The sequence below is a fragment of the Aeromonas sp. 603079 genome, from assembly GCF_049172135.1.
Taxonomy (GTDB): domain Bacteria; phylum Pseudomonadota; class Gammaproteobacteria; order Enterobacterales; family Aeromonadaceae; genus Aeromonas; species Aeromonas veronii.
Genome location: NZ_JAAKPX010000007.1, coordinates 184,432 through 211,291, shown reverse-complemented (window position 1 = coordinate 211,291; position 26,860 = coordinate 184,432). Strand labels below are relative to the sequence as shown.

The 26,860-nt window shown below is 59.2% G+C and carries 26 protein-coding genes; 3 read left to right on the top strand and 23 right to left on the bottom strand.

Translation table 11 applies throughout. The features are described 5' to 3' along the window. Positions 1 to 96: 96 nt before the first annotated feature. The 5 genes from G5287_RS07275 to G5287_RS07255 are packed head-to-tail and all read right to left on the bottom strand — an operon-like array spanning position 97 to position 4,545. On the bottom strand, positions 97 to 444 hold the full coding sequence (locus G5287_RS07275) for a PTS lactose/cellobiose transporter subunit IIA (RefSeq protein ID WP_227342223.1): 348 nt from the start codon (positions 442 to 444) through the stop codon (positions 97 to 99). Positions 445 to 453: 9 nt separating this feature from the next. After that, positions 454 to 756, bottom strand: coding sequence for a PTS sugar transporter subunit IIB (locus tag G5287_RS07270; RefSeq protein WP_227342225.1), 303 nt, complete (start codon positions 754 to 756; stop codon positions 454 to 456). 16 nt (positions 757 to 772) lie between these two features. Beyond that, the gene (locus tag G5287_RS07265; protein WP_421231094.1) at positions 773 to 2,248 is read right to left on the bottom strand and encodes a leucyl aminopeptidase family protein; all 1,476 of its coding nucleotides are present in this window, start codon (positions 2,246 to 2,248) and stop codon (positions 773 to 775) included. Then, positions 2,241 to 3,218, bottom strand: a complete 978-nt coding sequence (locus G5287_RS07260) for a N(4)-(beta-N-acetylglucosaminyl)-L-asparaginase (protein ID WP_421231093.1) — start codon at positions 3,216 to 3,218, stop codon at positions 2,241 to 2,243. The genes G5287_RS07265 and G5287_RS07260 overlap by 8 nt, the downstream gene beginning before the upstream one ends. Continuing rightward, entirely contained in the window at positions 3,211 to 4,545 is a 1,335-nt protein-coding gene (locus tag G5287_RS07255) for a PTS sugar transporter subunit IIC (RefSeq protein WP_421171712.1), read from the bottom strand. Before G5287_RS07255 ends, G5287_RS07260 begins: the two co-directional genes overlap by 8 nt. 530 nt (positions 4,546 to 5,075) lie before the next feature. On the opposite strand from G5287_RS07255, the gene G5287_RS07250 reads away from it, so the two are divergent. Further along, positions 5,076 to 6,238 (top strand): IS3 family transposase gene (locus tag G5287_RS07250; protein ID WP_421171714.1). Its coding sequence is split into 2 segments (ribosomal slippage): positions 5,076 to 5,331 and positions 5,331 to 6,238, totalling 1,164 coding nucleotides; the frame shifts between segments, so codons are not numbered across the junction. A gap of 56 nt (positions 6,239 to 6,294) precedes the next feature. On the opposite strand, the gene G5287_RS07245 is transcribed toward G5287_RS07250, so the two are convergent. From G5287_RS07245 to G5287_RS07160, 18 genes are all read right to left on the bottom strand, one after another. After that, a complete protein-coding gene (locus tag G5287_RS07245; RefSeq protein WP_227342231.1) occupies positions 6,295 to 7,134 on the bottom strand; it encodes a hypothetical protein in 840 nt (279 codons plus the stop codon). Between the two features lie 324 nt (positions 7,135 to 7,458). Beyond that, positions 7,459 to 8,226, bottom strand: coding sequence for a GspN family type II secretion system protein ExeN (gene exeN / locus G5287_RS07240; protein WP_421231092.1), 768 nt, complete (start codon positions 8,224 to 8,226; stop codon positions 7,459 to 7,461). After that, positions 8,223 to 8,714, bottom strand: coding sequence for a GspM family type II secretion system protein ExeM (gene exeM, locus G5287_RS07235; RefSeq protein WP_319919440.1), 492 nt, complete (start codon positions 8,712 to 8,714; stop codon positions 8,223 to 8,225). Before exeM ends, exeN begins: the two co-directional genes overlap by 4 nt. Further along, positions 8,711 to 9,895: a GspL family type II secretion system protein ExeL gene (gene exeL / locus G5287_RS07230; protein ID WP_319919441.1), complete on the bottom strand. Its 1,185-nt coding sequence runs from the start codon at positions 9,893 to 9,895 to the stop codon at positions 8,711 to 8,713. The genes exeM and exeL overlap by 4 nt, the downstream gene beginning before the upstream one ends. Before the next feature lie 122 nt (positions 9,896 to 10,017). Next, positions 10,018 to 11,019, bottom strand: coding sequence for a GspK family T2SS minor pseudopilin variant ExeK (gene exeK, locus G5287_RS07225; RefSeq protein ID WP_266134240.1), 1,002 nt, complete (start codon positions 11,017 to 11,019; stop codon positions 10,018 to 10,020). Continuing rightward, on the bottom strand, positions 11,009 to 11,755 hold the full coding sequence (gene gspJ / locus G5287_RS07220) for a type II secretion system minor pseudopilin GspJ (RefSeq protein WP_421231091.1): 747 nt from the start codon (positions 11,753 to 11,755) through the stop codon (positions 11,009 to 11,011). Before gspJ ends, exeK begins: the two co-directional genes overlap by 11 nt. Next, positions 11,752 to 12,111 (bottom strand): GspI family T2SS minor pseudopilin variant ExeI, encoded by a 360-nt coding sequence (gene exeI / locus G5287_RS07215; RefSeq protein ID WP_201938365.1) that lies wholly within the window; start codon positions 12,109 to 12,111, stop codon positions 11,752 to 11,754. The genes gspJ and exeI overlap by 4 nt, the downstream gene beginning before the upstream one ends. An 82-nt stretch (positions 12,112 to 12,193) precedes the next feature. Further along, entirely contained in the window at positions 12,194 to 12,766 is a 573-nt protein-coding gene (gene exeH / locus G5287_RS07210; protein ID WP_103422628.1) for a GspH family T2SS minor pseudopilin variant ExeH, read from the bottom strand. Between the two features lie 38 nt (positions 12,767 to 12,804). Continuing rightward, on the bottom strand, positions 12,805 to 13,236 hold the full coding sequence (gene exeG, locus G5287_RS07205) for a GspG family T2SS major pseudopilin variant ExeG (RefSeq protein ID WP_005338297.1): 432 nt from the start codon (positions 13,234 to 13,236) through the stop codon (positions 12,805 to 12,807). Between the two features lie 97 nt (positions 13,237 to 13,333). Beyond that, the gene (exeF, locus tag G5287_RS07200; protein WP_005338296.1) at positions 13,334 to 14,554 is read right to left on the bottom strand and encodes a GspF family T2SS innner membrane protein variant ExeF; all 1,221 of its coding nucleotides are present in this window, start codon (positions 14,552 to 14,554) and stop codon (positions 13,334 to 13,336) included. A 1-nt stretch (position 14,555) separates the two neighbouring features. Next, positions 14,556 to 16,061 (bottom strand): type II secretion system ATPase GspE, encoded by a 1,506-nt coding sequence (gene gspE / locus G5287_RS07195; RefSeq protein WP_421231090.1) that lies wholly within the window; start codon positions 16,059 to 16,061, stop codon positions 14,556 to 14,558. Continuing rightward, positions 16,061 to 18,100, bottom strand: coding sequence for a GspD family T2SS secretin variant ExeD (gene exeD / locus G5287_RS07190; RefSeq protein WP_227342243.1), 2,040 nt, complete (start codon positions 18,098 to 18,100; stop codon positions 16,061 to 16,063). The genes gspE and exeD overlap by 1 nt, the downstream gene beginning before the upstream one ends. Before the next feature lie 21 nt (positions 18,101 to 18,121). Then, the gene (exeC, locus tag G5287_RS07185; RefSeq protein ID WP_321537286.1) at positions 18,122 to 18,964 is read right to left on the bottom strand and encodes a GspC family type II secretion system variant ExeC; all 843 of its coding nucleotides are present in this window, start codon (positions 18,962 to 18,964) and stop codon (positions 18,122 to 18,124) included. Between the two features lie 221 nt (positions 18,965 to 19,185). Then, positions 19,186 to 19,872 (bottom strand): GspB family T2SS assembly factor variant ExeB, encoded by a 687-nt coding sequence (gene exeB / locus G5287_RS07180; protein WP_227342246.1) that lies wholly within the window; start codon positions 19,870 to 19,872, stop codon positions 19,186 to 19,188. Further along, positions 19,872 to 21,440 (bottom strand): ExeA family protein, encoded by a 1,569-nt coding sequence (locus tag G5287_RS07175; protein ID WP_227342248.1) that lies wholly within the window; start codon positions 21,438 to 21,440, stop codon positions 19,872 to 19,874. The genes exeB and G5287_RS07175 overlap by 1 nt, the downstream gene beginning before the upstream one ends. Before the next feature lie 377 nt (positions 21,441 to 21,817). Further along, positions 21,818 to 22,939: a beta-ketoacyl-ACP synthase III gene (locus G5287_RS07170; protein ID WP_216953163.1), complete on the bottom strand. Its 1,122-nt coding sequence runs from the start codon at positions 22,937 to 22,939 to the stop codon at positions 21,818 to 21,820. Between the two features lie 54 nt (positions 22,940 to 22,993). Beyond that, on the bottom strand, positions 22,994 to 24,157 hold the full coding sequence (locus tag G5287_RS07165; protein ID WP_216953164.1) for a vWA domain-containing protein: 1,164 nt from the start codon (positions 24,155 to 24,157) through the stop codon (positions 22,994 to 22,996). A gap of 3 nt (positions 24,158 to 24,160) precedes the next feature. Further along, complete coding sequence (locus tag G5287_RS07160) at positions 24,161 to 25,003, bottom strand: AAA family ATPase (protein WP_216953165.1); 843 nt, start codon at positions 25,001 to 25,003, stop codon at positions 24,161 to 24,163. Positions 25,004 to 25,162: 159 nt separating this feature from the next. Between G5287_RS07160 and cysK the strand changes: the two genes are divergently transcribed. Together cysK and G5287_RS07150 are read left to right on the top strand one after the other, a co-directional pair. Then, entirely contained in the window at positions 25,163 to 26,131 is a 969-nt protein-coding gene (cysK, locus tag G5287_RS07155; RefSeq protein ID WP_047440293.1) for a cysteine synthase A, read from the top strand. Positions 26,132 to 26,571: 440 nt separating this feature from the next. Continuing rightward, positions 26,572 to 26,829, top strand: a complete 258-nt coding sequence (locus tag G5287_RS07150) for an HPr family phosphocarrier protein (RefSeq protein ID WP_005338266.1) — start codon at positions 26,572 to 26,574, stop codon at positions 26,827 to 26,829. The last annotated feature ends 31 nt before the right edge of the window (positions 26,830 to 26,860 follow it).

The window sequence follows — 26,860 nt, the reverse complement described above, 5'->3', positions numbered from 1 at the left end:
CCGATGCGGTACATAGGGGGTTCTGAGTAGAGAAATGCTAGTTGAAAATGTGTAAACCTATTTCAGGACTAGACAATGCCTGACAATAGCAATGCCTTAGCAGACCATGGCTGTTGACTGATCACAGTTTGTTGTCACTGGGGGTAAACGACGATGAATCGCAATCATCTCCTGGGTCAGATCCATCAGCAGGACTGCGTTCATCACATGGTCCTGGGCATGAACCATCACGATCTGGACGGGCAGTTTTCCCTCCCCAGCATCGGCTTCAATCAGCTTCGTTTGCACTGCATGAGCGGCGTGGAGCGCCCCCCGCGCCTGCTCGACCAACTGCTCTGCTTGTTCAAATTCCCCGTTACGTGAATGCCTCATGGCCTCCATCAACATGCTGCGGCAGCTACCTGCACTCACAATCAGGGTCATGACCTGTTCTTCGAGCTCCATGATCGCTCCTTAGATCAGCGTCAGAGCATGGTCGAGGATCTTTTCCCCATCCAGCATACCGTAGTGCATCATATTGATAGATTCGACTTTTTTGCCATATTGAGCGGCTTGTTCCTTGCAGGCTGCCAACTTGTAGCTGATTTGCGGGCCCAGCAGTGCACAGTCAAACGACTGTATGGCCTCTTTGAACTCCTGCATGCCTTTGGCCTGAATGTCGACCTCAAGTTGACGGCGGGCCGCCACATCCTGCATTTTTTTCACTACCAGACTGGTAGACATGCCCATATCACATACCAATAGGATCTTTTTCATTTTTAACTCCTTCTGCTCACCCATTCAGGGCGGGCGCGATTTGCTGGATTAGAAATTCCGTCAACAAAGGGATAGGGCGGCCACTGGCCTGGGTATAGTCACCACGGCGCAAGGCGGTACCACTCACATCCAGATGAGCCCATGGACGGTTGCCACAGAATTTACTCAGAAAATAGCCCGCAGAGACAGCAATAGCTGCGTTATTCGGGGGAGTATTGGTGAAATCTGCTATATAGCTCTTGATTTGCGGTTCAAAACTGTCGTCAAACGGCAATGCCCATAGGCGATCCCGACTCGACTCAGCCGCCCGGGTCAGGGCTGAGCCCAACGCAGGGTCATTACTCATCAAGCCGCTGATGTCATAACCCAGCGCCTTGACGACGGCGCCTGTCAGCGTGGCCACATCGATAATGCAGCGAGGAGAGAGCTGACGATCCGCAAATGCAATCCCGTCCGCCAATACCAGCCGCCCCTCGGCATCGGTGTTGATGATCTCGACGGTGTGACCAGCATAGGTCGTGACGACATCGCCAGGCCGCATGGCGCGATCCGTCGGCATATTTTCAGCCAATACCAGCACGGCATCCAGATTGAGAGGCAGCGTCAGACGTCGCACGGTATCAATCAGTCCGAACACCACGGCAGCACCGCACATATCGTACTTCATGGTGCGCATGCCCTCGCCCTCTTTGAGCCAGAGGCCGCCGCTGTCAAAGGTGACCCCCTTGCCCACTATCGCGTAAGGCTGGGCATCACCGCCCCCCCGATAACGGAGCAAGATCAGGCGGGGAGGGTTCAAGCTCCCCTTGCCAACCGCATGCAATGCCCCCAATCCCAAGGTACGGATCGCCTCCTCATCGAGAATTTCACAGCTGACCTCGTCATGCTGCGCGGCATAGCTCGCCAACTCATCGGCCACACTCACAGGCGTACAATCCTGGCTTGGTCGATCAGCCATGCGCCGGGCAAGTCGCATACCGTAGCTGATGGCACAACACTCCTTCAGCAGCGCCTCGGCCAATGGATGCTGCTCTGGCGCTGCCAGCAGCCGCAGTGCCGGCTCTGCATGGCTGGGGGCGGAGCGATAACCGAGCAGAGGCAGTTGGTAGAACTGGTTTTGCAGCGTGACGATGCAGTGGCGCAACGCAGTCCGTTGCGCCGGTTTTTCCAGCGAAAAGGGGGTGATGTCGAGGGCAACACACCCGGTTCCGTCACCGGGTACTACACGGATCAATGCATCGGTCATCTCGCGCAATCCCGCCGGCTCCAGCAGCGTCTGATGGTCGGCCGCCAGCCAGGTCAGACGCTGGCACAGCCCCGCCAACCCGACATCGAGCGTGGTGCTCTGACGACCGTTCAACTCAACCAATAGTGCCGCGATGGGCTGCAAGACAGATTGCTCCCGATAGCCATGGGCCCCACCCTGCCACAGCAGCAAATGCGCCGTCGCCGGCAAGGGGGTAGACCAGAGCGTTACTGACGCATCAAGCATGATGGGATTCCTCCACGGGGGCACTGATACGGGCGACATAGGCATTCAACCAAGTCTCATCAGCCTCGTTGTAGAGGGTATGATCGCCTTCACGCCGAGCCAGAAAAACCGTCGGTGCAAGGGCATGGTTGGCCACGACAAAAGAGAAGCTGTCGATATTGGTTGCCGCACCAAACTCGCCTTCGCGATTCATGCAGACGACCGACAGATCCCCGGCACGCCCATAGCGGGCCAGCAGACGGGCTTCCAGCTCATAGACGGCAGACTCGGCTGCCATCTGCGGCGTCATCCCCCGCCCCATACGTTGAACAATCTCGTAACTGATGCACCCCTTCATCAAGTCTTCACCCAGGCCAGTGGCCGTCGCGGCCCCCATGGTGCTGTCGGCATAAAAACCACTACCAGAGACCGGGGAGTCTCCCACCCGTCCTGGCCGCTTCATAAAGAGGCCGCTGGTTGAGGTTGCGACACAGATTTTGCGGCTATGATCCAGGGTGATAACGCCTACTGTGTCGTGGCCGGTATAAGGATTGAGGCCACGGGCCAGGGTTTCGCGGCAGCGCTTGCGATAGTGCTGCAAGGCCCGCTCGGTCAACATTTTCTTTTGCTCGAATCCCTTGTTGATAGCCCACTGTTCAGCGCCGCCCCCCACCATGAAACTGTTGAATCGCTCTTCGCTCAACGCCGCCGCGATCATGACCGGGTTGGCCAGATTACGCACGCCAGCCACGGCCCCCATGGCCAATGAGTCGCCATCCATAAAGGCAGCATCCAGTTCCACTTCGCCATCCTGATTTGGCAGGCCACCGTATCCAACTGACTTGTAGAGGGGATAATCCTCTACCTGTTTGACTGCTTGCAACACAGCAGAGCGAGCATCCCCTTTGTCAGCCAGCTGCCTGGCACTGGCACTCAGACCTTCGTAAGCCATCCGCCAGGTGGCGATAATGCCCCATTGATGATTAACCATTGCTTACCTTCTTGTTTGATTGCGGTGAATGTGACGACTCCCCATGACTTTCGGCCGGGCTCTCTGTCCCCTGATACTGGCGATCCAGAACCTTGAGGAAGGGCAGATAAATCATGGCGCCAATCACCAGATTGAATAACTGGATGAGGGCACCGCTAAGATGGCCTGTAACGATAAAACCACTGATGACAGGGGGCAGCGTCCAGGGGATATAGACCCCGGTTGTCGTAGAGACCAGACCCGATGCCATCGCGATGTACTGGATGGTCACCAGCACCACAGGAACCAGATTGAACGGGATCAGCATGATGGGGTTCATGATGACCGGAAGGCCAAACAGTATGGGTTCGTTGATATTGAAAATGGAGGAGCCAGCGGCCAATCGGGTCATTTTCTTGATGTGCTGGCTACGGGCAAAAATCAGCATCGCCAAGACCAGCGACAAGGTCGCGCCGGAACCCCCCATCCAGATCATGTCGTAAAACTGCTCTGTGACAACGTGCGGGGGCAGCAAGCCGGCATGAGTAGCAGCCAGGTTTTCGGCCTGATTGTCCATCCAGAATGGACGCAGGATCCCGTTAATCATGGAACCGGAGTTAATCCCGACCGACCAGAGTGAGCTGATGCTGAGCACCGTCAAAATGGCGCCAAAATAGGAGGTGCCAAAATGGCGTACCGGCATGGCAATCACTGTGTAGATAAATTCATGAATGGTGTGATAAGCGGTGGATGCAAAGAAGACCCGGATAGCCAGCGCCATGGAGAGAATACATAGGGCCGGGATAAGCGCAGCAAATGATTTTTGTACTGCTGGCGGTACCCCCTCCGGCATTTTTATCACGATATTGCGACGCAGGAAGAGGGTGAATATCTCGGTCCAGACAATCGCGCCCAGCATGGCCACAAACAAACCCTTGGAACCGATCCACTCCATGGGGATCACCGCAGCACCCTGCGCATCCACGCTAAATGGCGTCAGGATCAGGAAACAGGAGAGCGACAAGATACCGGCTGAGCTTTTATCGATATCATTGCGTTCCGCCAGACGATAGGCCACCAGATAAGAGACAAACAGCGCCATGGTTGAGAAGATCGCATTAAAGGGCACTTCAATCGTCGCCCCCCACTGCTCACCAAAGATGGATGCCATAAAAGCTTTGTAACTGTCGCTGGGAAACGATGAGATGACCAGCAGGATCGAACCCACGATGATGAACGGCATAAACGAGATATAACCATCCCGAATTGCCCCCAGATGACGCTGTTGAGCGAGGCGCCCTGCCAGCGGCATCAATTTGCTTTCTATCAATCCGACCACGCTCTTCATTTGCGTTCCCCAAGCCACTAAAGAAATGATGCAATCAGTCGATACAAGACGTCATGTTTGACTATGCTATTCCATTTAATTGCATTTTTTAGTGACAGGTATCACGCACCCAACAACCAAGTATCACTTGATTGCGTATTTTTTTGTGCCGTACCCTCACTCTTCCGGGTTCTCTCCAGCTCCTGTTTTTACCTCTATCTGGCTTGCAGCGGACAATTAACCGCAAGCCCATGCAGCAACGCCACGACGCAACAAGCTTCACCGAGAGTCGGGTTTCGGCAGGCAGCTGAGCCTTTGATATCGATGATGCGTGAGGTGGGGGTAATTTACTCTTTTCAGAATTCGTCAGCGGATAAAGGACGCAAGGCTGGTCTCTAGGTACTCTTTAGCTCATTGCTATCAGATAGCCCGGTCTGAACGGCCGGATAGTCAAAATCTGCTGGTTGGTGAGTTTGATGTCCCTGTAGTGGTCTAATCATCCCGGACACCATTTTAGGTGGTACAGTCGCCACCATGACCTGAGGTGTTCAATGACAAGATTACGTCGCTCATTTACTGCCGCATTCAAACTCGAAGCCGCATCCCTGGTGCTCGACCAGGGATATTCTGTCCCTGAAGCCAGCCGTTCACTGGATGTCGGTGAAACCGTGCTCCGTCGCAGGGTTCAGCAGCTTCAATCCGAACGAACTGGCACAACCCCAATCGGCAAAGCACTGACTCCGGAGCAGCAGAAAATCCAGGAGCTGGAAGCCCGCATCAACCGGCTCGAACGTGAAAAGGACATTCTAAAAAAGGCTACGGCTCTCTTGATGACGGACGAGTTCACACGTACGCGCTGATAGACCGATTAAGAGAGCAAGCCCCCATCACCCTGGTCTGCTGCGCTTTCGATGTTCCAACATCCTGTTTTTACGACTATCTGGCTCGCAAGCAGACGATTAACCGTGAGCGTATGCAGCAGCGCTCTGAGTTGCGCCGTTTGTTCAAAGCGAGCCGAAACTCAGCGGGCAGCCGTGCCTTGATGTCGATGATGCGGGAGTTGGGGTATCAGATTGGTCGATTCAAAGTACGTAACCTGATGAAGGAAGCCGGTCTGGTATCCAAGCAACCGGGCACTCATCGCTATCAGGTCGCTCGGTCTGAACGACCGGACATTCCCAATCTGCTGGCCCGCGAATTTGATGTCCAGCAACCCAATCAGGTGTGGGGTGGCGATATCACCTACGTCTGGGCAGGTGGTCGTTGGCATTACCTGGCAGCGGTGCTTGACCTGCATACCCGGCGGGTTGTGGGGTGGGCGATATCTGAGAAGCCTGATGCAGAATTGGCAATCAAAGCACTGGAGATGGCCTATCAGCAGCGGGGTTGCCCATCCGGTGTGCTATTTCACTCCGACCAGGGCAGCCAATATGGCAGCCGGGCATTTCGGCAACGACTGTGGCGCTATCGCATGACCCAAAGCATGAGTCGTCGTGGTAACTGCTGGGATAACGCCCCGATGGAGCGATTGTTCAGAAGCCTGAAGTCAGAGTGGCTCCCGGCTATGGGATATATGAGCGTGCGGGAGGCAAAGCGGGATATCAGTTATTACCTGATGGATTACTACAACTGGCGGCGTCCACATCACCACAATAATGGGATACCGCCAGCAAAAGCCGAAGAACGGCCTAACCAAGTGTCCGGATTTAGTTGACCACTACAGTAACACTACAGAGATCTGTCAGGAGGTATTACACTGAGCGGCCACTTTTACTCTTTTTGCTGTAGTTGACGGATGTAGGTGCCAGGTGTCAGGCTTTTCAAGCGATTGCGCAATATCCTGTGGTTAAGCAGATCTTCAAACTCAAGTAATACGGCTCCCAGACTGAGACGTTTGTCAAAACGCTCACCAGCCAGAATGGCAGTCAGTGGTTGAGAGAATGCGGTTGAGTCGAGCAACCCACTGGATATCGGTAAAGAGGCAGAGGTCACCGACGTGCATAGCCTGTTGGCCAACGCCTCTACTTCGGGGAGTGGACTGGTGACCTCAATGCTCTCGATCGGGTAGGGCAACTCATTTTGCAAATAGTTGGTGAAGCCATTAAGGATCTGCTCTTTCTCTTCCGGGGCACAGAGGGCAAATGAGATATGGCCGGTCAATTGCTCCGTGAGCACCAGCAGCAAAGGCTGACTGGCTGCGATGACAGTTGGGAGATATAGCGCATCCAGCCACACGTGACCCAATCCAGATGCAGGGTCAGGCTTTTTCAACCGATCTTGTTGGTATTTTTGCAGACAGCGGCTCAAACCTGCCCGCGAGACATCGGCACGGATCAGTAAACGGGTGACCTCCAGCAGTTCATCAAGAGAGAGATGCAGCCGATGGCGAAGAAACAATACCAACCACTCCTGCTCAGGCTGCAGTTTGCGATGGATTGTGCGGGGTCTGTGGGATTTGTCATAGCAATCATCACGATTGCGCCAGCGTCTCACCGTATCTATCGAGATGTTCAGCTCCTCGGCAAGAGCTGCATCTGATTTGCTGGAGGTCTGGATATATTTGCGAGTCCGGGGCGTTGTGGTTGCGTTCTGGTGCAGCTTTATTTCCATCTTGCGTACTCTTGGACTAACCGTGCTGGCCGGGCGAAAAGAGCGATGATTATATCGTAATAAAGCGAGTCTGGTACATCGACCACGGATTGGGCGGTGAAGCAGATCCTGGCCTGGAGATAAATAGTCAAGAATTGGTTCCTGCTCACATTTCACTACGAACACAAGCTGATGGAGATTGGGCGTGACGGGAATGCGTTGCTGCTTTTTCAGTAGGAAGGCCCTTATTGATGATTGCCGGTGTGTGAACGCAGTGGGGGGACCCAGGAGTCAGAGCCTCCCCCGTCGACCCCGGAGTGGCTCCGGGGTCGACGGGGGAGGGTATTAGATTCGCCCCTGGTAGCGCAGGGGGAAGCGGCCCTGACTGTCGGGCTGACCGAGGAAGGGGAGTCCTTGTTGCATCTGCGGTGGCAGTTCCGGGCCCGGTTTCAGGGTGCCCTGGAACAGGTATTGGCCATTGGGTTGCAGCTCGAGGCGACCCATGGTCTGTACCGCATCCGAGCCCTGCTTGAGTTCGGCCACCAGTTTGGAGTCGAGGCAGGTGAGTTTCAGCTCGGGGTCGGCCAGATCCAGCTTGCCCGCCGGGGTATCGGCGCTGGCATTGTACCAGTCGAGGTTGCCGTAGAGGTTGTCACACCAGGGGTTGCCCTGGACAAATTGCTCCACTTTGAGCTGCAGCTGGCCGCTGACGGTGATCGGGATCGGCAAGCGCATCGGCACCCGGCTCAGCAACCAGGGGGCGGGGGCGTTGAGGGTCAGATCCCGGCCGAAGGCGGCACCATTCCAGCCGACAATGCCCTGACCGTTCAGCCCGTTGCGATCGCCAAAGCGTATGGCCACTTCGGGTGCGAAGCGCAGCAGCGACCAGCCGTTGAGATCCCAGCGCAGCTGGTTCACCGATTCGCTGGCATATTGCAGTCGGGCGATCTGGCCATTCCAGAGGGTGCCGCTCACCCCTTCCAGTTTCAGCAGGTTGGCAACGTTGGCAGGCAGCGGCAGATAGCGAGCCACCAGCGCCGCGGGCAGGGTGGCCAGCAGGAAGAGCAGATAGGCTGTCAGAAACAGGCTGGCAATCAGGATGCGTTTTTTCATTGTGGACGACTCAACTGCAAACGTCTGACCTTGACCAGACCCGGGGCCAGATCCTCGCGGGCGATCTCGATGATTTGAACCTGAATGCCGTGCTGCTCCACCAGCGTGGAGAGCCAGAGCAGCAAGTCATCGAACTGGACAGTGTCGATCCACACTTGCAGCTCCTGCGCCTGGGGTTGCAGCCGGGCAATCTTGATCTTGTGGTTGAAGGCGGTGCGGTTGACCACCCCTTCCAGGGTGCCGCTGGTATCGATCTGGCGACCCGCTCCACCCTGCATGGCCAGCACCTCTTCACCCTTCTCCTTGAGCCAGGCGAGGGTCTGCTGCTGGTTTTGTACTTGGCGTTCGCGCTCGGCGATGCGGTTGTTGAGAGGATGCCAGACACTCCAGTAGAAGAGGCCGACCAGCAGCAGTATGCTGCCAGCAACCACCAGTCGCTGTTCCCGTGCTGTGATGCCGTGCCACCAGCTCTGCAATTTTTCCATCATGATGATTTACCCTTGAGCACCAGCGCCCCTTCAACCTTGCCCTCGGTGCTGCGCACCTCGCCTTGCTGTACTTCGAATTGCTTGCCCGCCAGCTCGCGGAACCGCTCGATCTCGGCAAAGCCGGGGGCGGTCACCTGCAGCCGCAGCTCGCGGCGACTGGCATCAAAGCGCATCACCTGCGGCTTGAGGCCGGGGACTTCGGCAAAGGTGGGGGCCAGCTCGGTGAGCATCAGCAGCACACCGTTTTGCGGGGCCTGTCCCATCTGTTGCAGATGCTGGTTCATCTGGCTGCGCACGTTCACGATGCGGCTCTCCCCCGGGAAAATGCGGGTATAGACGGCACGGATCTCCGCTTTCAGCGCCTTGTCCTGCTCGGTGAGCTGATAGAGCTGTACCCCGCGCTGGCCGAGGGCCACCAGCAGCAACAAGCCTGCGGTGATGGCCACCTTGCGCCACTGCAACCAGTAGCGGGCATATTCGGTCTGGGGTCGATAGGGGCCGGTCAGCAGGTTGGCGCGGCAGGTGAGGGCCCCCTTGGCCAGCAGCAGCATAGGGAGTTCAGGCTCCGCCGCCTGCCAGTTGGCGGCGGCAATGGCGGGCTCCGGGGTGTGGCTGTGGATGGTGACCGGCTCGACTTCGGTTGCCAGCAAGATGGCCAGCAGCGGTTCGTCGGCGACGATCCCCTGACAGGGGCCCTGGCGTACCAGCCACTCATTGCCGAGTTGCAGCGCAGACCAGCCATCAGCGGCCTGTGGCAGCGCCAGCACATCGGGCAGCAGTTGCAGGCTCTTGAGGCCAGCGGCATCGAGCCAGCCGAGCCACTGGGCCATCTTCTGCCGATCCACCGCCATCAGATCCACCTGCTGGCCCTCATGGGCCAGCACCACCAGATGGAGCTCGTCCACATCGGAGGCGATCTGCTCCTCCAGCAGGTAGGGGAGGGCCGCTGCCGACTGGCGGTTGTAGCGACCCGGCAGGGTGACGCGCCGGAAGATCAGATCGCTGCCCGGCACTAGCGTGACCACTGGGCGGCCACCGGCCCGATCCTGCAGCTCGCTCAGGGCATCGGCCGAGGGCAGGGTGCCGGAGGCGATGATCTCCTGCTCCTGACCGGACCAGACCAGCCAGGCCACGGGTTGTTGTTTATTGGTCCCCAGTCGGATGACCAGACTTTCGCTCACGCATCTCTCTCCTGCGATACCGGTTTGCAAAGGGCGTTGTGCGCCCTGGCAACCGGTGCGCAGCCCGCAGGCTGCATCCAACATCTCTCGTACCCGCAGGCGATGGCCTGCAGGTGCGCTGTTTATTCGGCGCCGCTACTGAGGCGGCGCAGTATCACCAGTTTATTGTCCTTGCCCCGCTGGAACAGGGTTTCGAGCCAGGCCCGGTTGTCGCCGACCTCGGCCACGACCCGGGCTTCGAAGAAGTCGCTCTTGACCACCAGCGCCTCTTTCAGCCCTTTCACCGAATCGACCGGAGCGAGCATGTCTGTCATCAGCTTGCTCTCTTTCCACCCCTTCTGTGGCCGCTCATTCAGTACCCGCTTGGCATCATCCAGCCCGATAGTGCCCAGATAGAGGGCAACCAGCAGCTCGGGGCGCTGGGGGGCAAGGGTATTGATATTGATCTTCAACTTGTCGTTGGGCAGGGTGCAGACGTAGGGGGCCAGTCTGGCATAGACCCTGGCCGTCACCCCGCGCACCGCCCGCAGCTCATCCTTGCCCAACATCCACTGGTTGGCGGTCAGGTAGGGTGGCTTGAGCCCCTCGTAATAGGCGTCCTCTGCGCCAAGGCTGGAGACCAGCACCGTATCCTTGTCGGTCCAGTCACGAATGGCATCGGTGAGCTGGGCCGCCTCGTAATCATCCATTGCCAGCTCCTTGAGCAGTTCGCGAAACACCTGCACCGGATAGGGCTGCTGCGCCAGCTCCTCGCCGCTTCCCGCCTTGGAGGCCACGCTCAGGCTGTTGAGGTTGAAGCAGGATTGCAGGTCGGTCACCTCGCCCTTGAGCTGGCCATCATCCACTGGAAACACAGTGTTCTTGCGGGCCCAGTTCTGGCTGAGGTTAACCACCTCGGGGTTGTCCTTGAAATCCTGCGTCAGCACCTTGCTTACCAGCGCTTCCGCCGAGAGGGCATACCACCATGCCTGTTTGCCTGTGGTGATGTTGGCGGTGCGGCGCAGCTCAAGCTGCAGGCGGCCGCTCATATTGCTGGCGATGATCACCATCACCGAGAGGATCAGCAGCACCACCAGCAGCGCCATGCCGCGCTGGCGACCGGGGGCGGCGAGATTAGCCCGCATTGGCGCCCCCTCCGTTCTGGCTGTCACCATTACCGCCATTGGTATTGCCGTTGTTGTTGTTGCCACCTTGGTCGGGGTTGCTGCTCTGGCTGTTCTCTTCGGCGCGCTGGCCACCGGCGCCAATCAGGAACTGACGGCGAATGGTGCCGTAATCTTCCAGATCCAGCTCCACTGCCAGCCCGTGGGGCAGCACGCTGCGCTGGGTCCACTCCTCTTTCCAGTTGCCCTTGTCGAAGAAGTAGAGGCGAAACGCGGTGACGCCGGTCAGAAGCGGCTGGGTGCGTGGCTCGGTGCCGATCACCGGATCCGGATAGAGGTAGCTGAGGCGCTCCAGCTTCTGATCCTTGAGACGCCAGCCGACCCGTTGCAGATGGGAGCGGGGCAGCATGCCGTCCGGGTTGAGCCAGCCGCTGCGCATAAAGGCCATGCCCCAGTCATCGCTCTGCTGGCCGAACCGGGAGGCCGCCAGCAGCACCTTGTTGTTCTCCCCCTCGATGCGACCGCTGCGCGGCACCATCTGGGTGACATCCCGCTCCAGCAGGGTGAAGGCGAGCTGCAGTTCGTTGAGACGGGCCTCCTTGCGCTTGGCTACCTCGTCGCTGGTGAGCACCCCCTGCAGCACCTGATAGGCGCCCATGCTGAGAGTGGCGAAGATGGCGATGGCCACCAGCATTTCGAGCAGGGTAAAACCGGCGTGACGGACGGGGCGAGGCGTGCGGGCGGATAGCTGGGTCATCGGCTGATATAGGTCCGCATCATGGCGACCGGGTTCTCGGCTTTGGCCTCGGTACGCACTTCCATATCGAGCGCCCGGAAGTTGTTGTCGGCGGTGGCGACGCCGCGATAGCGCCAGTACCAGGTGCTGCCCGCCATCTGCTCATCCCCTTCCACCCAGCTGTCACCAGGCCACTTGTTCTCGAGCTTCTGTTGCACCAGCTGGTTCTCTACCACCCAGGTGGCGAATGTCTTCTGTTCCAGATAGTTGAGGGCCGAGAGGTGTTCGCTGGCGGTTTTCATTACCGCGAGACCCGCTATGGCAAAGACCGCCAGCGCCACCATCACTTCGAGTAAGGTCATGCCACGCGCGTTCATCGTGCCACCTGTTGAGGGTGTGGTTGGCACAGAAGTAGCGCCACCATCACACCTTTCTCAAACAACGTCATGCCGCGGGCGTTCATTCGCTCACCTCTTCATCTTCATCGCCGGTGAGCAGGGTGAGGCGGCCGAACTCGTCCCCCTTGACGATGCGGGTGTAGCGGGCATCGTCATCTTGCTGGGTGAAGGTGAGCACGAACGGGCTCAGCTCGCCGCCCGGGAAGATGAGCAACTGAGGAGTACGCTCCTTCTCGTCGCGCTTCTGTTCGGTTTTCTCATCGGGATCCGGCTGCCAGCCAAAGCCTTCCAGCTCCAGCGCCAGCGTCATGTTCTCGGCCAGTTGCACCGGCCCCAGCTGCTTGTCGCCAGTCAGGGCCAGCCACTTGCGATCCTTGGCCTGACGCTGCATAAACTGCCAGCCGTTATCCTCGATGCGAATGCCTACCAGCCGACCATCCATCACCGCATACTCCTGCGCCAGCTGCAGCGTCGCCATCAGGCGACGCGCCTGCTTGTCCAGCTCCCGATCTCCTCTGGCGCCACCCATGCTGAGGGTGACGGCGGTGGCCACCAGCCCCATCAGCATGGCGACCAGCAACACTTCCAGCAGAGTAAAGCCGGATTGACGATGAAAGGAGAGAGATCGCTTCATGCAGTCAGCTCACAAGGAGTGCGGTGGCGGCATATCACTTATTGAAAATCCTTCAGGTTCCAGTTGCCGATGTCATCATCGGTACCGGCTTCGCCATCCAGACCCATGGAGAAGATGTCGATCTTGCCGAACTGGCCCGGGCTCAGCAGCTGGTACGGGTTGCCCCAGGGATCTTGCGGCAGGCGCTTGATGTAGCCGCCATCGCGGTAGCTGCGCGGCGCCGGATCGATGGAAGGCTTGGTCACCAGCGCATCCAGACCCTGTTCTGTGGTCGGGTAGCGGTTGTTGTCCAGCTTGTACATGTCGAGGGCGTTTTCCAGCGCCACGATATCGGAGACCGCTTTCTGCTGGTCAGCCTTCTCCTTGTTGCCCATCAGGTTGGGCACCACCAGACTGGCCAGAATGCCGAGGATCACGATGACCACCATGACTTCCAGCAGGGTAAAACCGGATTGACGACGTTTGTTCATGAGTTGCTCCGTAACGAATGAGATGGGATGGCCCATCAGAGAGTGATCACTGGGTGGGTTCGACGGGCCGCCAGCGGCGCCACCGAACACCGGAAACTTACATATTCACCATATTGTTGAGCTCGAGGATCGGCTGCAGGATCGACATCACGATAAACAGCACCACCCCGGCCATGGAGACCACCAGCATGGGTTCGAACACCCCGAGGGCGATATTGACCTGGGATTCAAACTCCCGATCCTGGTTGTCTGCAGCCCGCTCCAGCATGCTGTCGAGCTCGCCGCTCTGCTCGCCGGAGGCGATCATGTGCAGCATCATGGGCGGGAAAATCTTGGTCTCGGTCAGCGACTTGCGCAGACTGGTCCCCTCGCGCACCCGTTCGGCGGCCTCGAGAATGCGCATTCTGGCAAAGTCGTTGGAGAGCACTTCGCCGGAGATCTTCATCCCCTCCAGCAGCGGTACCGCACTGGCGTTGAGGATGCTTAACGTACGGGCGAAGCGGGCGGTGTTGAGACCGCGGCTGACCCGGCCAATCACCGGCAGGCCGAGCAGCACCTGATGCCAGCGTCGGCGACGCTTTTCATCGGTGAGCCACCAGCGCCAGACAAAGCTGCCAAGGAAGATCAGCAGCAGGAACCAGAGGCCGTAGGCCTGCATCAGTTCGCTGGTGCCGATGAGAAAACGGGTGGTGCCCGGCAGCTGCTGGCCCATGTGTTCAAACTGGGCCACTACCTTGGGTACCACGGCGGTGAGCAGGATCGATATAACCCCGATGGCGACACAGGTGAGCACGATGGGGTAGATCATCGCCTGCAGCAGCTTGGTGCGCATATGCTGGCGCTGCTCTGTGTAGTCAGCGAGACGGTTGAGCACCTTCTCCAGATGGCCCGATTTTTCACCGGCCGCCACCATGGAGCGAAACAGCTGGTCGAATACATGGGGAAAGGCCCCCAGCGAGTCGGCCAGCGAATAGCCTTCCACCACTTTGCTGCGCACGGTCGCCACCAGAGAGCGCAAGTGAGCTTTTTCGCACTGCTCGGCCACCGCCTTGAGGGCCTCTTCGATGGTGAGGCCGGCACCGACCAGAGTGGCCAGCTGGCGAGTGATCAGGGCCAGCTCGGCTGTGCTGGCGCCACGCCGAAACAGGGCGAAGCGGGTCGCCTCCCGTTTCGCCTTCTCGGTGGTCTCGTTTACCTCGAGGGGAGTGAGCCCCTGCTCGCGCAGCAGCTGGCGCACCTGACGGGCCGAGTCACCCTCCATCACGCCGCTCTTGCTACGCCCCTTGTTGTCGAGGGCCTTGTATTCGAATGCCGCCATCTCAATCTTCCCGGGTCACGCGCAGTACCTCTTCGAGGCTGGTCTGCCCTTTGAGCACCTTGTCGATACCGTCGCGGCGGATGCTGGGGGTATGGCCGCGGATCAGCCGTTCAATGGCCATCTCGCCGCTGGCGCCGTGAATGGCTTCACGCACCGCCTCGTCCACCACCACCAGTTCGTGGATGCCGGTCCGGCCACGATAGCCGGTGTGGTTGCACTGTTCGCAGCCCACCGGATGCCAGATAGGCTGATCAGGTTCCAGTGTGATACCCATTGCAAGTCGCTCCTGCTCGGTGGCCGGACGCGAGGCGCGGCAATCGGGGCAGAGGGTACGCACCAGCCGCTGGGCCAGCACCGCCAAGAGCGACGAGGAGAGCAGGAAGGGCTCGATCCCCATGTCCCGCATCCGGGTGATGGCGCCGATGGCGGTGTTGGTGTGCAGGGTCGACATTACCAGGTGACCGGTGAGGGAGGCCTGTACCGCGATCTGGGCGGTCTCGAGGTCACGAATTTCCCCCACCATCACTACGTCCGGATCCTGGCGCAGAATGGCGCGCAGACCGCGGGCGAAGGTCATGTCCACCTTGCTGTTGACCTGGGTCTGGCCCACCCCTTCGAGGTCATATTCGATGGGGTCTTCCACCGTTAGGATGTTGCGATCCCGCGAGTTGATTTCTGACAGCGCCGCATAGAGGGTGGTGGATTTACCGGAACCGGTCGGGCCGGTGACCAGAATGATGCCGTGGGGCTTGCGGATAAGCTCGCTGATGATGCTGCGGTTGGCCGCGGTCATCCCCAGCTGCTTGAGCTCGAGGCGCACGTTGTTCTTGTCGAGCAGACGCAATACCACCCGCTCGCCGTAGCTGGACGGCATGGTGGAGACCCGCACGTCGACGGCGCGGCCGCCGATACGCAACGAGATACGGCCATCCTGCGGTACCCGCTTCTCGGCAATATCCATCCGCGACATCACCTTGATCCGCGAGACCAGCAGTGATGCCAGCTTGCGATGGGGGCGCAGGATCTCCCGCAGTACCCCATCGATACGAAAACGGATCACTAGTGCCCGCTCGAAGGTCTCGATATGGATATCGGAGGCCTCCTCCTTGATCGCCTCGCTCAACATGGCGTTGATGAGGCGAATGATGGGGGCGTCGTCATCGGCATCCAGCAGATCTTCGCTTTGCGGCAGCTCTTCGGCCAGGGCGAAGAAGTCCATCTCGTTGCCGAGATCTTCCATCAGCTGGCGCGCTTCGGAGGAGTTGCGCTGATAGTGGGCCATCAGCAGCTCTTCGAAGGCCTCGTTGTCGAGCTGCTCCACCGCGAAGCTGCAACCCGCTACCCGCCGAACTTCCAGCAGGGCCTGCGGGGTGACGCCGGGGCGGCACTGCAGCACGGGAGCGCCGTCCCGCTCAATCAGGATCACCCCGAAGTTGCGGGCAAAGGCGAAGGGCAGCTCCGGCAGCGGGGGCGGCAACTCGCCGCCATCAAGATGGTAGGCACTCATCAGGGACGGCTCTGCACAAAGGGGGTGGTGCTGTCAGCAGTGTTCTGCTGGCGGCGTTTTATCTGCTCCATCTGATTTTCCACTTCCTGCCGGATTTCGGGTGACATCATCACATCCTGGCCATAGACGGGCAAAACCTGACGGGCGGGCGAGGTGAGATACCCCTCCTGGGCGGCAGCATTGAGCTGTTCGGCGCGGAACAGGCTGTACTTGTTACTGGAGACGCCGGTATAAACCTCCGCATCACGCAAGATGGTGGGCCGGATAAAGACCATCAGGTTGCGCTTGTTGGTGTTGGTGCTGGTGGAGCGGAACAGGTAACCCAGTACCGGGATATCGCCGAGTAACGGCACCTTGGAAACTTCCTCCTTGGTCTGCTCATCCATCAGGCCACCCAGTACCACTGTCTCGCCACTCTTCACCAGTACGGCGTTTTTCACCGTGCGGGTATCGAAGGTGGGGCCTAGTCCCTTGGTACTGTCTGATACGACCTTGGCGACGCTGGAGACCTCCTGCTCGATGTTGAGCAGTACCGAGTCCCCTTCGTTAATCTGCGGCGTAACCGTCAGCTTGGTGCCCACCGTCTTGCGCTCTATGGTGTTGAACACCTGATCGCTGGTGGTGGAGCTTTGTGAACCGCTCTGCACCGGCACCTCCTGTCCGACATTGAAGGAGGCCTCCTTGTTGTCCATGGTGACGATACTCGGGGTTGAGAGAATATCGCTCTTGGTATTGGAGGCGAGCGCCGTCGCCAACATGGCCCAATCGCCGTGATAGAAACCGGCGGCCATCCCGTTAAAGCTCCCAAGCAAGTTGGTAGCTGTCTCGGTATTGCCATCCTGGTAATCCTTACCGGCTGCGATGGCTCCGCCAATGGGCAGTGTTGTGTTGGTAAATTGGGTGCCGCCAGCGTTGGTGTTGGCCCACTGCACGCCCAGATTGAGGCCGTCACTGTCGGCAATTTCGACGATGATCGCTTCTACCAGCACCTGGGCGCGACGGATATCGAGCTTGGCCACCACCTGCTCCAGTTCCGCCATCACATCCGGCTGGGCGGTGATGACCAGGGCATTGGTTGCCTCGTCGGCAGAGATGGCCAGCTTGCCACCGCCGATGCTGGCGCCCCCTGTGGTTGCTCCGCCCCCCTTCTTGTCAGCCTCGATGCTGGAGCTGACCCCCTTGAGCACATCGACCATATCCTTGGCCTTGCCATATTTGAGATAGAAGACCCGGGTGTTGCCCTGACTCTGCAGGTCGCGGTCGAGCTGGCGAACCATCTGGATGATGCGGGCGCGCGCTTTCGGCTCACCGCTCACCACCACCGAGTTGGTACGCTCGTCGGCCACCACCTTGGGCGACAGCAACAGGGAGGCGGTGCCCCCTTGTGGATTGCCATCCTTGTTGAGGTTGGTCACCAGCCGCACCATCTCGCCGGCCGAGGCATATCTCAGTTTGATGATGTCCACATCCTGATCGCCTGCGCGGTCGACCCGGTTCACCACTTCCACCAGACGGTTGACCACGGCGGCGCGGCCGGTGATCAGCAGTACGTTTGATGGCTCGTAGTGCACCACGTTGCCCCCACCGGCGTTGTCGTTGAGCTGGCGCAGCAGGGGAGCCAGTTCACGCACCGAGACGTTGCGTACCGGCACGACTCTGGTCACCATCTCGTCGCCCACTCCCGGGTTATTGCCATCCACCACCGGAATGGCGGAGGTTTTGGCATCCCGCGAGCGCAGCACCTTGAGCACGCCGTTATTCATCGGCACCACGGCAAAGCCGTAGACATCGAGCACACTCAGGAAGAACTGGTAGTACTGCTCCTCGTTGAGCAGGTCGTAGCTGCGCACGTTGATCTTGCCGCGCACCGAGGGCTCTATGATGATGGTCTTGTTGAGGTTTTTGCCCACCGTATTGATAAATTCTTCGATGTCGGCGTTCTTGAAGCTGGCAGAATACTCGGTGGCCCAGGCTGAGCCCGCCATCATCAGTGCCGCTGCGATAGTGGCCAGACGCCAGCCTTTCCCTTTAGTGGTCATTATTGGTACGACTCCAAATCATTATTCTGACAAGCGCACATAGACATCGAACTGTTCGCCCTGCCGCTCGACGGTCACTGTCATTTCCGTTGCGCTAGCCAGCTGCTGCATCGCCTGCATGGCTTGCATGTTGTCACGCAGATCCAGTCCGTTGATGCTGATGGCCAGATCATTGGCCTGCAGCCCGCTCTGGTTGAAAAATTCCGGATTGTTGCCCGGGTTGAGGCGATAACCGGCCATGCGGCCATCCATCTGAACCGGTGAAATATTGAGGTAATCAGTGATCTTGCCCGGATCAGCCATCAGCTCGCTGCGCAGAGAGCCAAGGAGAGTGGTATTTGTTGTTTGCGGTAGCGGCTTGCCATACTCCTCGCCATCCAGCATCAGGGTCTCGTCGCGGCCATCCCGCTCTATGATGACTCGATCCGGATAGACCTGCCGGATCCGCGCTTGGGTGCCGTCAATCATGTCGCCAACCCCGTAGGAGTTCTGGATGCCGGACATGGCGATGATGGCGATGGATTTGGCCGGATCCGAGCTTGCCAACACCCCGTTGAGCTGGGCATTAAGCTGGGTGCGCGGCGCATTGGCGGCCACGGCGGTTTTTGCCTGCGCCTTGGGGATCGCCTTGCCAAACAGCGCCAGTCGGCTCACCTCGCCCAGTTCAAGGCGCGGGCTGCTTTGGCCGCTGACCGCCACGGTGGAGGGTTGCCACGGCTGGTTGGATTGCGGGTTTGCCAGAGTGAGCAAGCGCCAGGTGAGGGCTGCGCTCTGCTGGGCCAGCATCAGCAGCAGCACCAGAAAGAACACTCCGGTGACGCGAGTCAAAGGAAGCTGTCGGCACCGGGCCAGCAGCAGGGTCAAGATGTCATCCCTGAATCGTAGCGTCATATTAATCAACAAATTCCAGGCTCTGGGGCGGCTGCGTATTGTGTACGGCTGCGTGCTGTGACACAACGGGTCGGGGCGCACCAAACCGTAAAAATGGATATTTCATCACACCGTAAACCTTTGAATGCTCATAAAAGTGGCACTCAGGCGAGGTGCATCCTGCTTGCCAGCGATTATCAGGGGAAGGTGTGTACTCACCCTTGCCAATCCTGCAACGCCTTGAGGGTTACGCTCTGGCCTCCGATATCCAGCACAATGTACTGCTGGTCGATGGTGGCGAGCACGACCCCGGGGGCTATCTCGCTCCCTTCCCGGTATTCGCGGCCATTGAGCACCACGGCCCGCTTGGCCGGATTGGATGAGAACACATGGGAGCCATAGCTGAATGCGGGCACTTGCTGGCGAACCGAAAGCGGAGCGGCATTCAGCGACATCAACTGGGTCGGCTGCACGCTTTGGGAAACTGTACCCGATTCCTGTTGCAGCGGTGTTTCGTTGAGGGCGCGCATCAATTGTTCGGCCAAGGTTGGTCGACTGGCTGCCGGATTGCTGGCAGCCGCTGCGACCCTGGGCTGCTGCACTACAGGTTCCGGCAGGGGCGGGGGCAGCGGACGGGTCACCATCGCCTTGGGCTCAACCCGCACGAAGGGGGAGGCAATCACCTCTTTTACCTCCACCTTCTCCTCGATGGGACGCAGGTGGATTAGATGCCAGCCATAGTTGGCACCCGCCCCCAGCAGCAGGGCAAGGGGGGCCAGCAGCCAGCCGATACGGCGCGCGGGTTGCGTCTCTTCGCGGGCTACTGCCAGCCCCATGGCGGGAATATGGCTCTGTTGCGAAGGCTGCTGGGCACGGCGCAGAGCATTGAGCAGGGTAGACATCAGGAGGCCTCCTCCAGTCTTGGCATGGGTTCGCCGGAGAGAGCGTTGAGCCGCAGCAGGGTGTTGCTGCCGGCGATGCCATCAGGGGTGAGCCCCTGATCCCGCTGGAACTGCTGCAGTTTGGTCTTGAGCTCGCCATCGAAACGGCGCACCTTGCGTTCGGGTTGTTGCAATGCTCGACTCAGGGCGTTGTCGAGCCACTGGATCTGGGTCTGTCCGGCATTGCTGGCGATCAGGCTGACGCCCCCTTTCGGCATGCGCCAGAGCAGGGTATAGCTGCCACCCCAGTTGTCGGTGAGCCACTGGCGATCCACTTGCCAGCTCTGGTTGCCGATCATCAGGCTGGCCTTGCTTGGCCCCAGATTGACCAGGGTGGCGTAATAGAGACCGCCATTCTGGTCAGTGAGCGTGATCATGGCGGGATGCTGCAGGGCGCGCAGCTCCTCGAGGCTTGCCTCTCCCTCCTGGCAGCGCAGACCGGCGCGAGGGGCGTTGTCACAGGTGGCATCGAACGGTTCCGGTTCATAGCCCCAGACCCGATAGAGATTCTGCATGGCGCTCTCGGGGTCGAGGGCCTGATTGATGGCCTCGGTCAACTGATCTTGTTGTTCGGCGGTCTCGTCAACGGTGACAGGCACCTCGACCTTGACCACAGGCCGTTCGGGGAATACGCCGAAAAATTGCCAGCCCCACCAGCCTGCTGCTACCAGCAAGGCGCCAGCCAGTGTCACCATCAGACCGGAAAGCCAGCTTCCCTCATCACGGACGCCGCTCACCTCGAACGCCGCCTGGCTGATGTCGCCATGGACAATCTTGTAGCTGCCACGGGCGAAGGCTGCGAGCAGGGCGCGATCGCAGATGAGGTTGATCAGGCGCGGAATGCCGCCGGAGAGCCGATGCAGCGTCTGGATCGCTCTGGGGGTAAAAATGGGCTGCACACAACCGGCTACTTGCAGCCGGAAGCGGACGTAGGCATCCACATCGGTGGCGGAGAGGGGCAGCAGGTGGTAGCGGGCGGTGATGCGCTGGGCCAGTTGGCGCAACAGGGGCAGGCGCAGCATCTGTTGCAGTTCGGGTTGGCCGATCAGCACGATTTGCAGCAGTTTTTTCTCGTCGGTTTCCAGGTTGGTCAGCAGACGCAACTGCTCCAATACCTCGGGCAACAGATGTTGGGCCTCATCCACCAGTACCACGCTGCGCTTGCCTGCGGTCAGGTTGGCCAGCAGGTGGTCGCGGATAAGGTCGAACAGTTGCTTGATCCCGGCCTCGGCGGGGTAGGTGAGTTGAAACTCGTCACAGATGGCGGCCAGCAGATCCCGTTCGGTCAGGGAGGGGTTGAGGATGTAGGCGATCTCGGTCTCTGCTGGCAACTGCTGCAACAGGCAGCGGGAGACGGTGGTTTTGCCGGTGCCCACTTCGCCGGTCAGCAGCACAAAGCCGCCACCATCCTGCAATCCGTAGTTGAGGTGAGCAAGGGCTTCGCCGTGGCGCTCACTCATATAGAGGTATTTGGGATTGGGCGAGATGGAGAAAGGCGGTTCCGATAGGCCGAAGAACTGTGTGTACATGAGGGGATTCTTTTGTAGCCGGCGACAGATAAGAAATGTCTCCGGATGATAGCAAACCTCGAATTCATTGGAAGCCATCATTGGCAAAGGATGACAAATTGCAGCCTTTTCCTGTCATCTTGTGATCCAGATATCGCCCCGTTGCACCATGGTACTCAAAAATTGCAACCAATCTGAAAAATAAGTTTTTCATCAATGGCTTGTCGGTATGCGTTGTCACAGTAGTACGGTGTTTTCGGATCAATAGTCATGGTCTGGCCACTATTTATGCCCGTTTTCTCCTCTCGTAAGGGTGAACCGAGAGCGGGGCTAGCGGCGAAACAGCGCCAAACCCCAATCAGAGTACAGGGCGCGGGCCACTCTCCCCGCGCACTCTGTTACTGTCGTTGTAGCAGCAGGCTACCGATGGAGTAGCCAGCGCCAAAGGAGCAAAGTACGCCGCGGGCCCCCGCAGGAAGGTCGCGATTGTACAGATGAAACGCGATGATGGAACCCGCCGAGCTGGTATTACCATAGCTATCAAGAATGACCGGCGCCTCCTGCTGGCTGGCATCGTGACCCAGCAGCTTGCGACCGATGAACTGGTTCATGGTGAGGTTGGCCTGATGGAGCCAGAGCCGGTTCAGGCTCTCGGCAGGCCAGCCCTGCTCATCGAGCTGGTTGGCTATCTGGTCGCACACCAGCGGCAACACCTCCTTGAACACCTTGCGCCCCTGCTGGCGAAACAGCTTGTCGTCGCCGTAGCGGGTGCGCGGGCTCAGCCGGTTCAGAAAGCCGAAGTTGTTGCGGATGTTGTTGGAGTACTGGGTCACCAGCTTGCTGGCCACCAGTTGCCACGGATTGGCCACCTTGCAATCGGCCTCCCGCTCCAGCAGCACCGCGGTGCAGGCATCGCCGAAGATAAAGTGACTGTCTCTGTCCCGGAAATTGAGGTGTCCCGAGCAGATCTCCGGATTGACTACCAGCGCCAGTTTGGCGGTGCCTGCCGCCAGCATATCGGCGGCTGTCTTGATGCCGAAGGTGGCAGACGAGCAGGCCACGTTCATGTCAAAGGCCATGCCGCTCGCCCCCAGATAATGCTGCAGCTCGATGGCCAGCGCTGGGTAGGGGCGCGGCATGTTGGAGGCGGCGACGATGACCAAGTCGATCTCTCCCGGCTCGCGACCGGCGGCGATCAGTGCCTGCTCGGCGGCGGCCACCGCCATCTCCACCATGATGGAGGGCATCTCATCGGGCCGCTCCGCCAGCAGCGGTTGCATGATATCGGGATTGAGTACTCCCTCGCGGCTCACCAGATAACGGCTCTTGATGCCGGATGCCTTCTCGATGAACTCGCAGCTGGAGTGCTGCTTGGCGGGAAGCTGGCCGGCATCGATGGCGGAGGCGTTCTCCTCGTTGTAGAGATCCACATACTGGTTGAAGGCGGCCACCAGCTCTTCATTGCTGACGGCAAAGGGTGGGGTATAGAGGCCTGAGCCACTGATCACGATAGAGGTCATCTTTGCTCCTCGCCGGGTGCGTTCCCGGCTTGTCGGTTTATAGGGTAGAGAGGGTTAGAGCTGGTTGATCGCCGCAGCGAGACCCGCCAGGGTCAGCGGATGCATCCGTCCGCCAACCACGTCATTCATCAGTTTGATGGAGGGATGCCAGAGCCACTCCCGCCGCGGGGTGGGATTGATCCACACCAGTTTGGGAAAGTGCTGCTGCAAGCGGGTGAGCCACACCTGACCCGACTCCTCGTTCCACTGCTCGACACTGCCGCCCGGCCAGGTGATCTCGTAGGGGCCCATGGTGGCATCCCCCACCAGGATCACCCGGTAGTCGCTGCCATAGGTGCGCAGCAGCCGCAGGGTATCGAACCGCTCCTCAAAGCGGCGGGCGTTATCCTTCCAGACGAAGTCGTAGAGGCAGTTGTGAAAATAGAAGTACTCCAGATGCTTGAACTCGTGGCGCAGGGCGGAGAAGAGGCGCTGCACCTCGGCCACGTGGGCATCCATGGAGCCTCCGACATCGAAAAAGACCAACAGTTTGACCCCGTTGTGGCGCTCGGGCCGCAGCTTCACATCGAGCCAGCCCTGGCGGGCAGAACTTTTTATGGTGTCGTCGAGATCCAGCTCGTCGGGATTGCCTTTGCGCACCCAGCGTCTTAGCTTGCGCAGCGCCAGCTGGATGGCGCGCTGGCCTAGCGGCGAGTCGTCGCTGAAGTTGCGATAGTGGCGGGCCTCCCACACCTTGGTCGCCTTGCCGTGCTGCCCTTCTCCACCCATGCGGATGCCCTCGGGGTGAAAACCGCCGTGGCCAAACGGGCTGCTGCCACCGGTTCCCACCCACTTGTTGCCACCGGCGTGGCGCTCTTTCTGCTCGCGTAATCGCTGGTTAAGGGTTTCCAGCAGCTTGTCGAGTCCGCCGAGGGATGTGAGCAGCGCCTTCTCCTCTGGGCTCAACAGCCGTTCGAACTCCTTGCGCAGCCACTCCTCGGGCAGGCTCTCCGGCAGCAGGGGGATGGCTTCCAGCCCTTCGTAGTATTCGGCGAAGGCGCGATCGAAGCGATCGTAGTGGGCCTCGTCTTTTACCAGCAGGCAGCGGGAGAGTTGGTAGAACTCGTCCATATCGGCAGCGACCAGCCGGGCTGCCAGCGCGGCGTGCAAGTCCAGCAGCTCACGCAGGCTGCAGGGGAGCTTGTGGCGGCGCAGGTGGGTAAAAAAGTCGATCAGCATGGGTCAGCTGCCGCGCCGGGCCAGAAAGGCGAGCTTCTCGAAGAGATGCAAATCCTGCTCGGTCTTGAGCAGGGCGCCATATAGCGCGGGCACCAGCTTGCCGGGCTCGCGGGCGCGCATCGCCTCGGGGGCGATATCGTCGGCCAAGAGCAGGCGGATCCAGTCCAGTAGTTCCGAGGTGGAGGGCTTCTTGCGCAGCCCCTCTACTTCGCGCAGTTCGAAGAAGAGCTCCATTGCCTCGCCAAGCAGGCTCTCCTTGAGGTCGGGGTAGTGGAGTTTGACGATGGCCTGCATCTCGGCCTTGTCGGGGAAGCGGATGTAGTGGAAGAAACAGCGGCGCAGGAAGGCGTCCGGCAGCTCTTTCTCATTGTTGGAGGTGATGATGACCACAGGCCGCTGGCGTGCCTTGACTCGCTCGCCGGTTTCGTAGACGTCGAACTCCATCCGATCCAGCTCCAGCAGCAGATCGTTGGGGAATTCGATGTCGGCCTTGTCGATCTCGTCGATCAGCAGCACAGGTCGCTGCTCGGAGCTGAAGGCCTGCCACAGTTTGCCTTTACGAATGTAGTGGCTGATATCGGCCACTCTGGGGTCGCCGAGCTGGGAGTCCCGCAGCCGGGCCACCGCATCATATTCGTAGAGTCCCTGTTGGGCCTTGGTGGTGGACTTGATATGCCAGGCAATGAGGTCGGTGCCGAGATGGTCGGCGACCGCTTCCGCCAGCACCGTCTTGCCGGTGCCCGGCTCCCCTTTGATCAGCAGCGGTTTTTCGAGGGTGATGGCGGCATTGACCGCCATCTTCAATGCATCGGAGGCGAGATACTGGCTGCTTCCTGAAAATCCCATAACGTCGGTTCCTTTGACGATTGGCGCCCGGAGTCAGGGGCCAGAGAGAATAAGCTCTATATGTTGTAATACCATATGGTTATAACGAATAGTCACTTCTCATTCAGAAACCACAGGGTAATCTTGTTTCATCGTCGTAACAAACACAGGGATAGCGCCATGAGCAAAATTTTTGAGGACAACAGCCAGACTATCGGTCACACCCCGCTGGTTCGTCTCAACCGTGTTACCAAAGGTCGCGTGCTGGCCAAGATCGAGAGCCGCAACCCCAGCTTCAGCGTCAAGTGCCGTATCGGTGCCAACCTGATCTGGGATGCCGAGAAGCGCGGCATCCTGACCAAGGGTAAGGAGATCATCGAGCCCACCAGCGGCAACACGGGCATTGCTCTGGCCTTTGTCGCGGCGGCTCGCGGCTATCCCATCACCCTGACCATGCCGGCCACCATGAGCCTGGAGCGCCGCAAGCTGCTCAAGGCGCTCGGTGCCAATCTGGTGCTGACCGAAGGGCCGCTCGGCATGAAGGGGGCCATTGCCAAGGCCAACGAGATCCTCGAATCCGAGCCGGGCAAGTATGTGTTGCTGCAACAGTTTGAAAACCCGGCCAACCCGGAGATCCACGAAAAGACCACTGGCCCCGAGATTTGGGATGCCACTGACGGTGAGGTGGATGTGTTCGTGGCCGGGGTCGGTACCGGTGGCACCATTACCGGTGTCTCCCGCTATCTGAAGAAGACCCAGGGCAAGGCGGTGGTCTCTGTCGCGGTCGAACCGGCCGAGTCGCCGGTCATCAGTCAGAAGTTGGCCGGGGAAGAGATCAAACCGGGCCCCCACAAGATCCAGGGGATCGGCGCAGGCTTTATCCCGGGCAACCTGGACCTCTCCCTCATCGACCGGGTGGAGAAGGTGACCAGCGATGAAGCCATCGAGATGGCCCGCCGCCTGATGGAGGAGGAGGGGATCCTGGCCGGTATCAGCTCCGGTGCTGCGGTGGTGGCTGCCAGCCGTCTGGCCGAGCTGCCGGAATTTGCGGGCAAAACCATAGTGGTCATTCTGCCGAGTGCGGCGGAGCGTTACCTCTCCAGCGCCCTGTTTGCCGGGGTGTTCAGCGAGCAGGAACTGCAGCAGTAACTGATCGGAATCTTTCAAAACAGCGGCGCTCCCAGGAGCGCCGCTTCTTTATGGGCTAGACTCAACCCCTGTTAGTGTCACTTGATCCTTATTTTTTGGGGTAAAATAACAAGTTCCGGAGTGAGAAAAAAAGCAGACATTCCGCTCTAAATCTCATATCCTGTGCGGCGTCACGCGGTGTTTGCTGGCTGGGTATCACAAAGTAACAAAGTGTTATTTTTCGTTATAAAATAATTTCAGGCCAGTCCTGATGCGGCTTGTAGCCCAATAACTGAAAATTGCCAACCAGCGCGCCGATTACTGCACAGAAACTTGACCTGGATTAAACCATTGCGGGTCTGCTTTCGTTACTTTACAACATATCCATACTGACACGGTGGGTCAGGTTGCTTCAAAAACGACCAATCCACCAAAAAATATCAATAATATGGGGTGAAACCATGTACGAGAAGTCTGTTGTTATTACTGCTGAAAACGGCCTGCACACCCGTCCGGCAGCTCAGTTCGTGAAAGAAGCCAAAGAATTCCAAAGCGAGATCACTGTGGTCTCCGGTGGCAAGTCCGCCAGCGCCAAGAGCCTGTTCAAGCTGCAGACCCTGGGCCTGACCAAGGGCACCAACGTAACCATCCAGGCTGACGGCCCGGATGCCCAGCAAGCTGTTGAGAAGCTGGTTGCCCTGATGGACGAGCTGGAGTAATCCAGCTTTAGATTCCTCCCCCACAGTCGTT

Coding starts and splice junctions, on each gene's coding strand:
- G5287_RS07175 (WP_227342248.1), bottom strand. CDS start 21,440: ATGTACACACAGTTCTTCGGCCTATCGGAACCGCCTTTCTCCATCTCG.
- G5287_RS07170 (WP_216953163.1), bottom strand. CDS start 22,939: ATGACCTCTATCGTGATCAGTGGCTCAGGCCTCTATACCCCACCCTTT.
- exeD (WP_227342243.1), bottom strand. CDS start 18,100: ATGACCACTAAAGGGAAAGGCTGGCGTCTGGCCACTATCGCAGCGGCA.
- G5287_RS07245 (WP_227342231.1), bottom strand. CDS start 7,134: ATGGAAATAAAGCTGCACCAGAACGCAACCACAACGCCCCGGACTCGC.
- exeB (WP_227342246.1), bottom strand. CDS start 19,872: ATGTCTACCCTGCTCAATGCTCTGCGCCGTGCCCAGCAGCCTTCGCAA.
- G5287_RS07260 (WP_421231093.1), bottom strand. CDS start 3,218: ATGGTTAATCATCAATGGGGCATTATCGCCACCTGGCGGATGGCTTAC.
- exeK (WP_266134240.1), bottom strand. CDS start 11,019: ATGCGGGCTAATCTCGCCGCCCCCGGTCGCCAGCGCGGCATGGCGCTG.
- G5287_RS07270 (WP_227342225.1), bottom strand. CDS start 756: ATGAAAAAGATCCTATTGGTATGTGATATGGGCATGTCTACCAGTCTG.
- cysK (WP_047440293.1), top strand. CDS start 25,163: ATGAGCAAAATTTTTGAGGACAACAGCCAGACTATCGGTCACACCCCG.
- gspJ (WP_421231091.1), bottom strand. CDS start 11,755: ATGACCCAGCTATCCGCCCGCACGCCTCGCCCCGTCCGTCACGCCGGT.
- G5287_RS07265 (WP_421231094.1), bottom strand. CDS start 2,248: ATGCTTGATGCGTCAGTAACGCTCTGGTCTACCCCCTTGCCGGCGACG.
- exeG (WP_005338297.1), bottom strand. CDS start 13,236: ATGAACAAACGTCGTCAATCCGGTTTTACCCTGCTGGAAGTCATGGTG.
- exeM (WP_319919440.1), bottom strand. CDS start 8,714: ATGATGGAAAAATTGCAGAGCTGGTGGCACGGCATCACAGCACGGGAA.
- exeF (WP_005338296.1), bottom strand. CDS start 14,554: ATGGCGGCATTCGAATACAAGGCCCTCGACAACAAGGGGCGTAGCAAG.
- exeH (WP_103422628.1), bottom strand. CDS start 12,766: ATGAAGCGATCTCTCTCCTTTCATCGTCAATCCGGCTTTACTCTGCTG.
- exeI (WP_201938365.1), bottom strand. CDS start 12,111: ATGAACGCGCGTGGCATGACCTTACTCGAAGTGATGGTGGCGCTGGCG.
- G5287_RS07275 (WP_227342223.1), bottom strand. CDS start 444: ATGGAGCTCGAAGAACAGGTCATGACCCTGATTGTGAGTGCAGGTAGC.
- G5287_RS07255 (WP_421171712.1), bottom strand. CDS start 4,545: ATGAAGAGCGTGGTCGGATTGATAGAAAGCAAATTGATGCCGCTGGCA.
- G5287_RS07165 (WP_216953164.1), bottom strand. CDS start 24,157: ATGCTGATCGACTTTTTTACCCACCTGCGCCGCCACAAGCTCCCCTGC.
- gspE (WP_421231090.1), bottom strand. CDS start 16,061: ATGAGTGCCTACCATCTTGATGGCGGCGAGTTGCCGCCCCCGCTGCCG.
- G5287_RS07150 (WP_005338266.1), top strand. CDS start 26,572: ATGTACGAGAAGTCTGTTGTTATTACTGCTGAAAACGGCCTGCACACC.
- G5287_RS07160 (WP_216953165.1), bottom strand. CDS start 25,003: ATGGGATTTTCAGGAAGCAGCCAGTATCTCGCCTCCGATGCATTGAAG.
- exeN (WP_421231092.1), bottom strand. CDS start 8,226: ATGAAAAAACGCATCCTGATTGCCAGCCTGTTTCTGACAGCCTATCTG.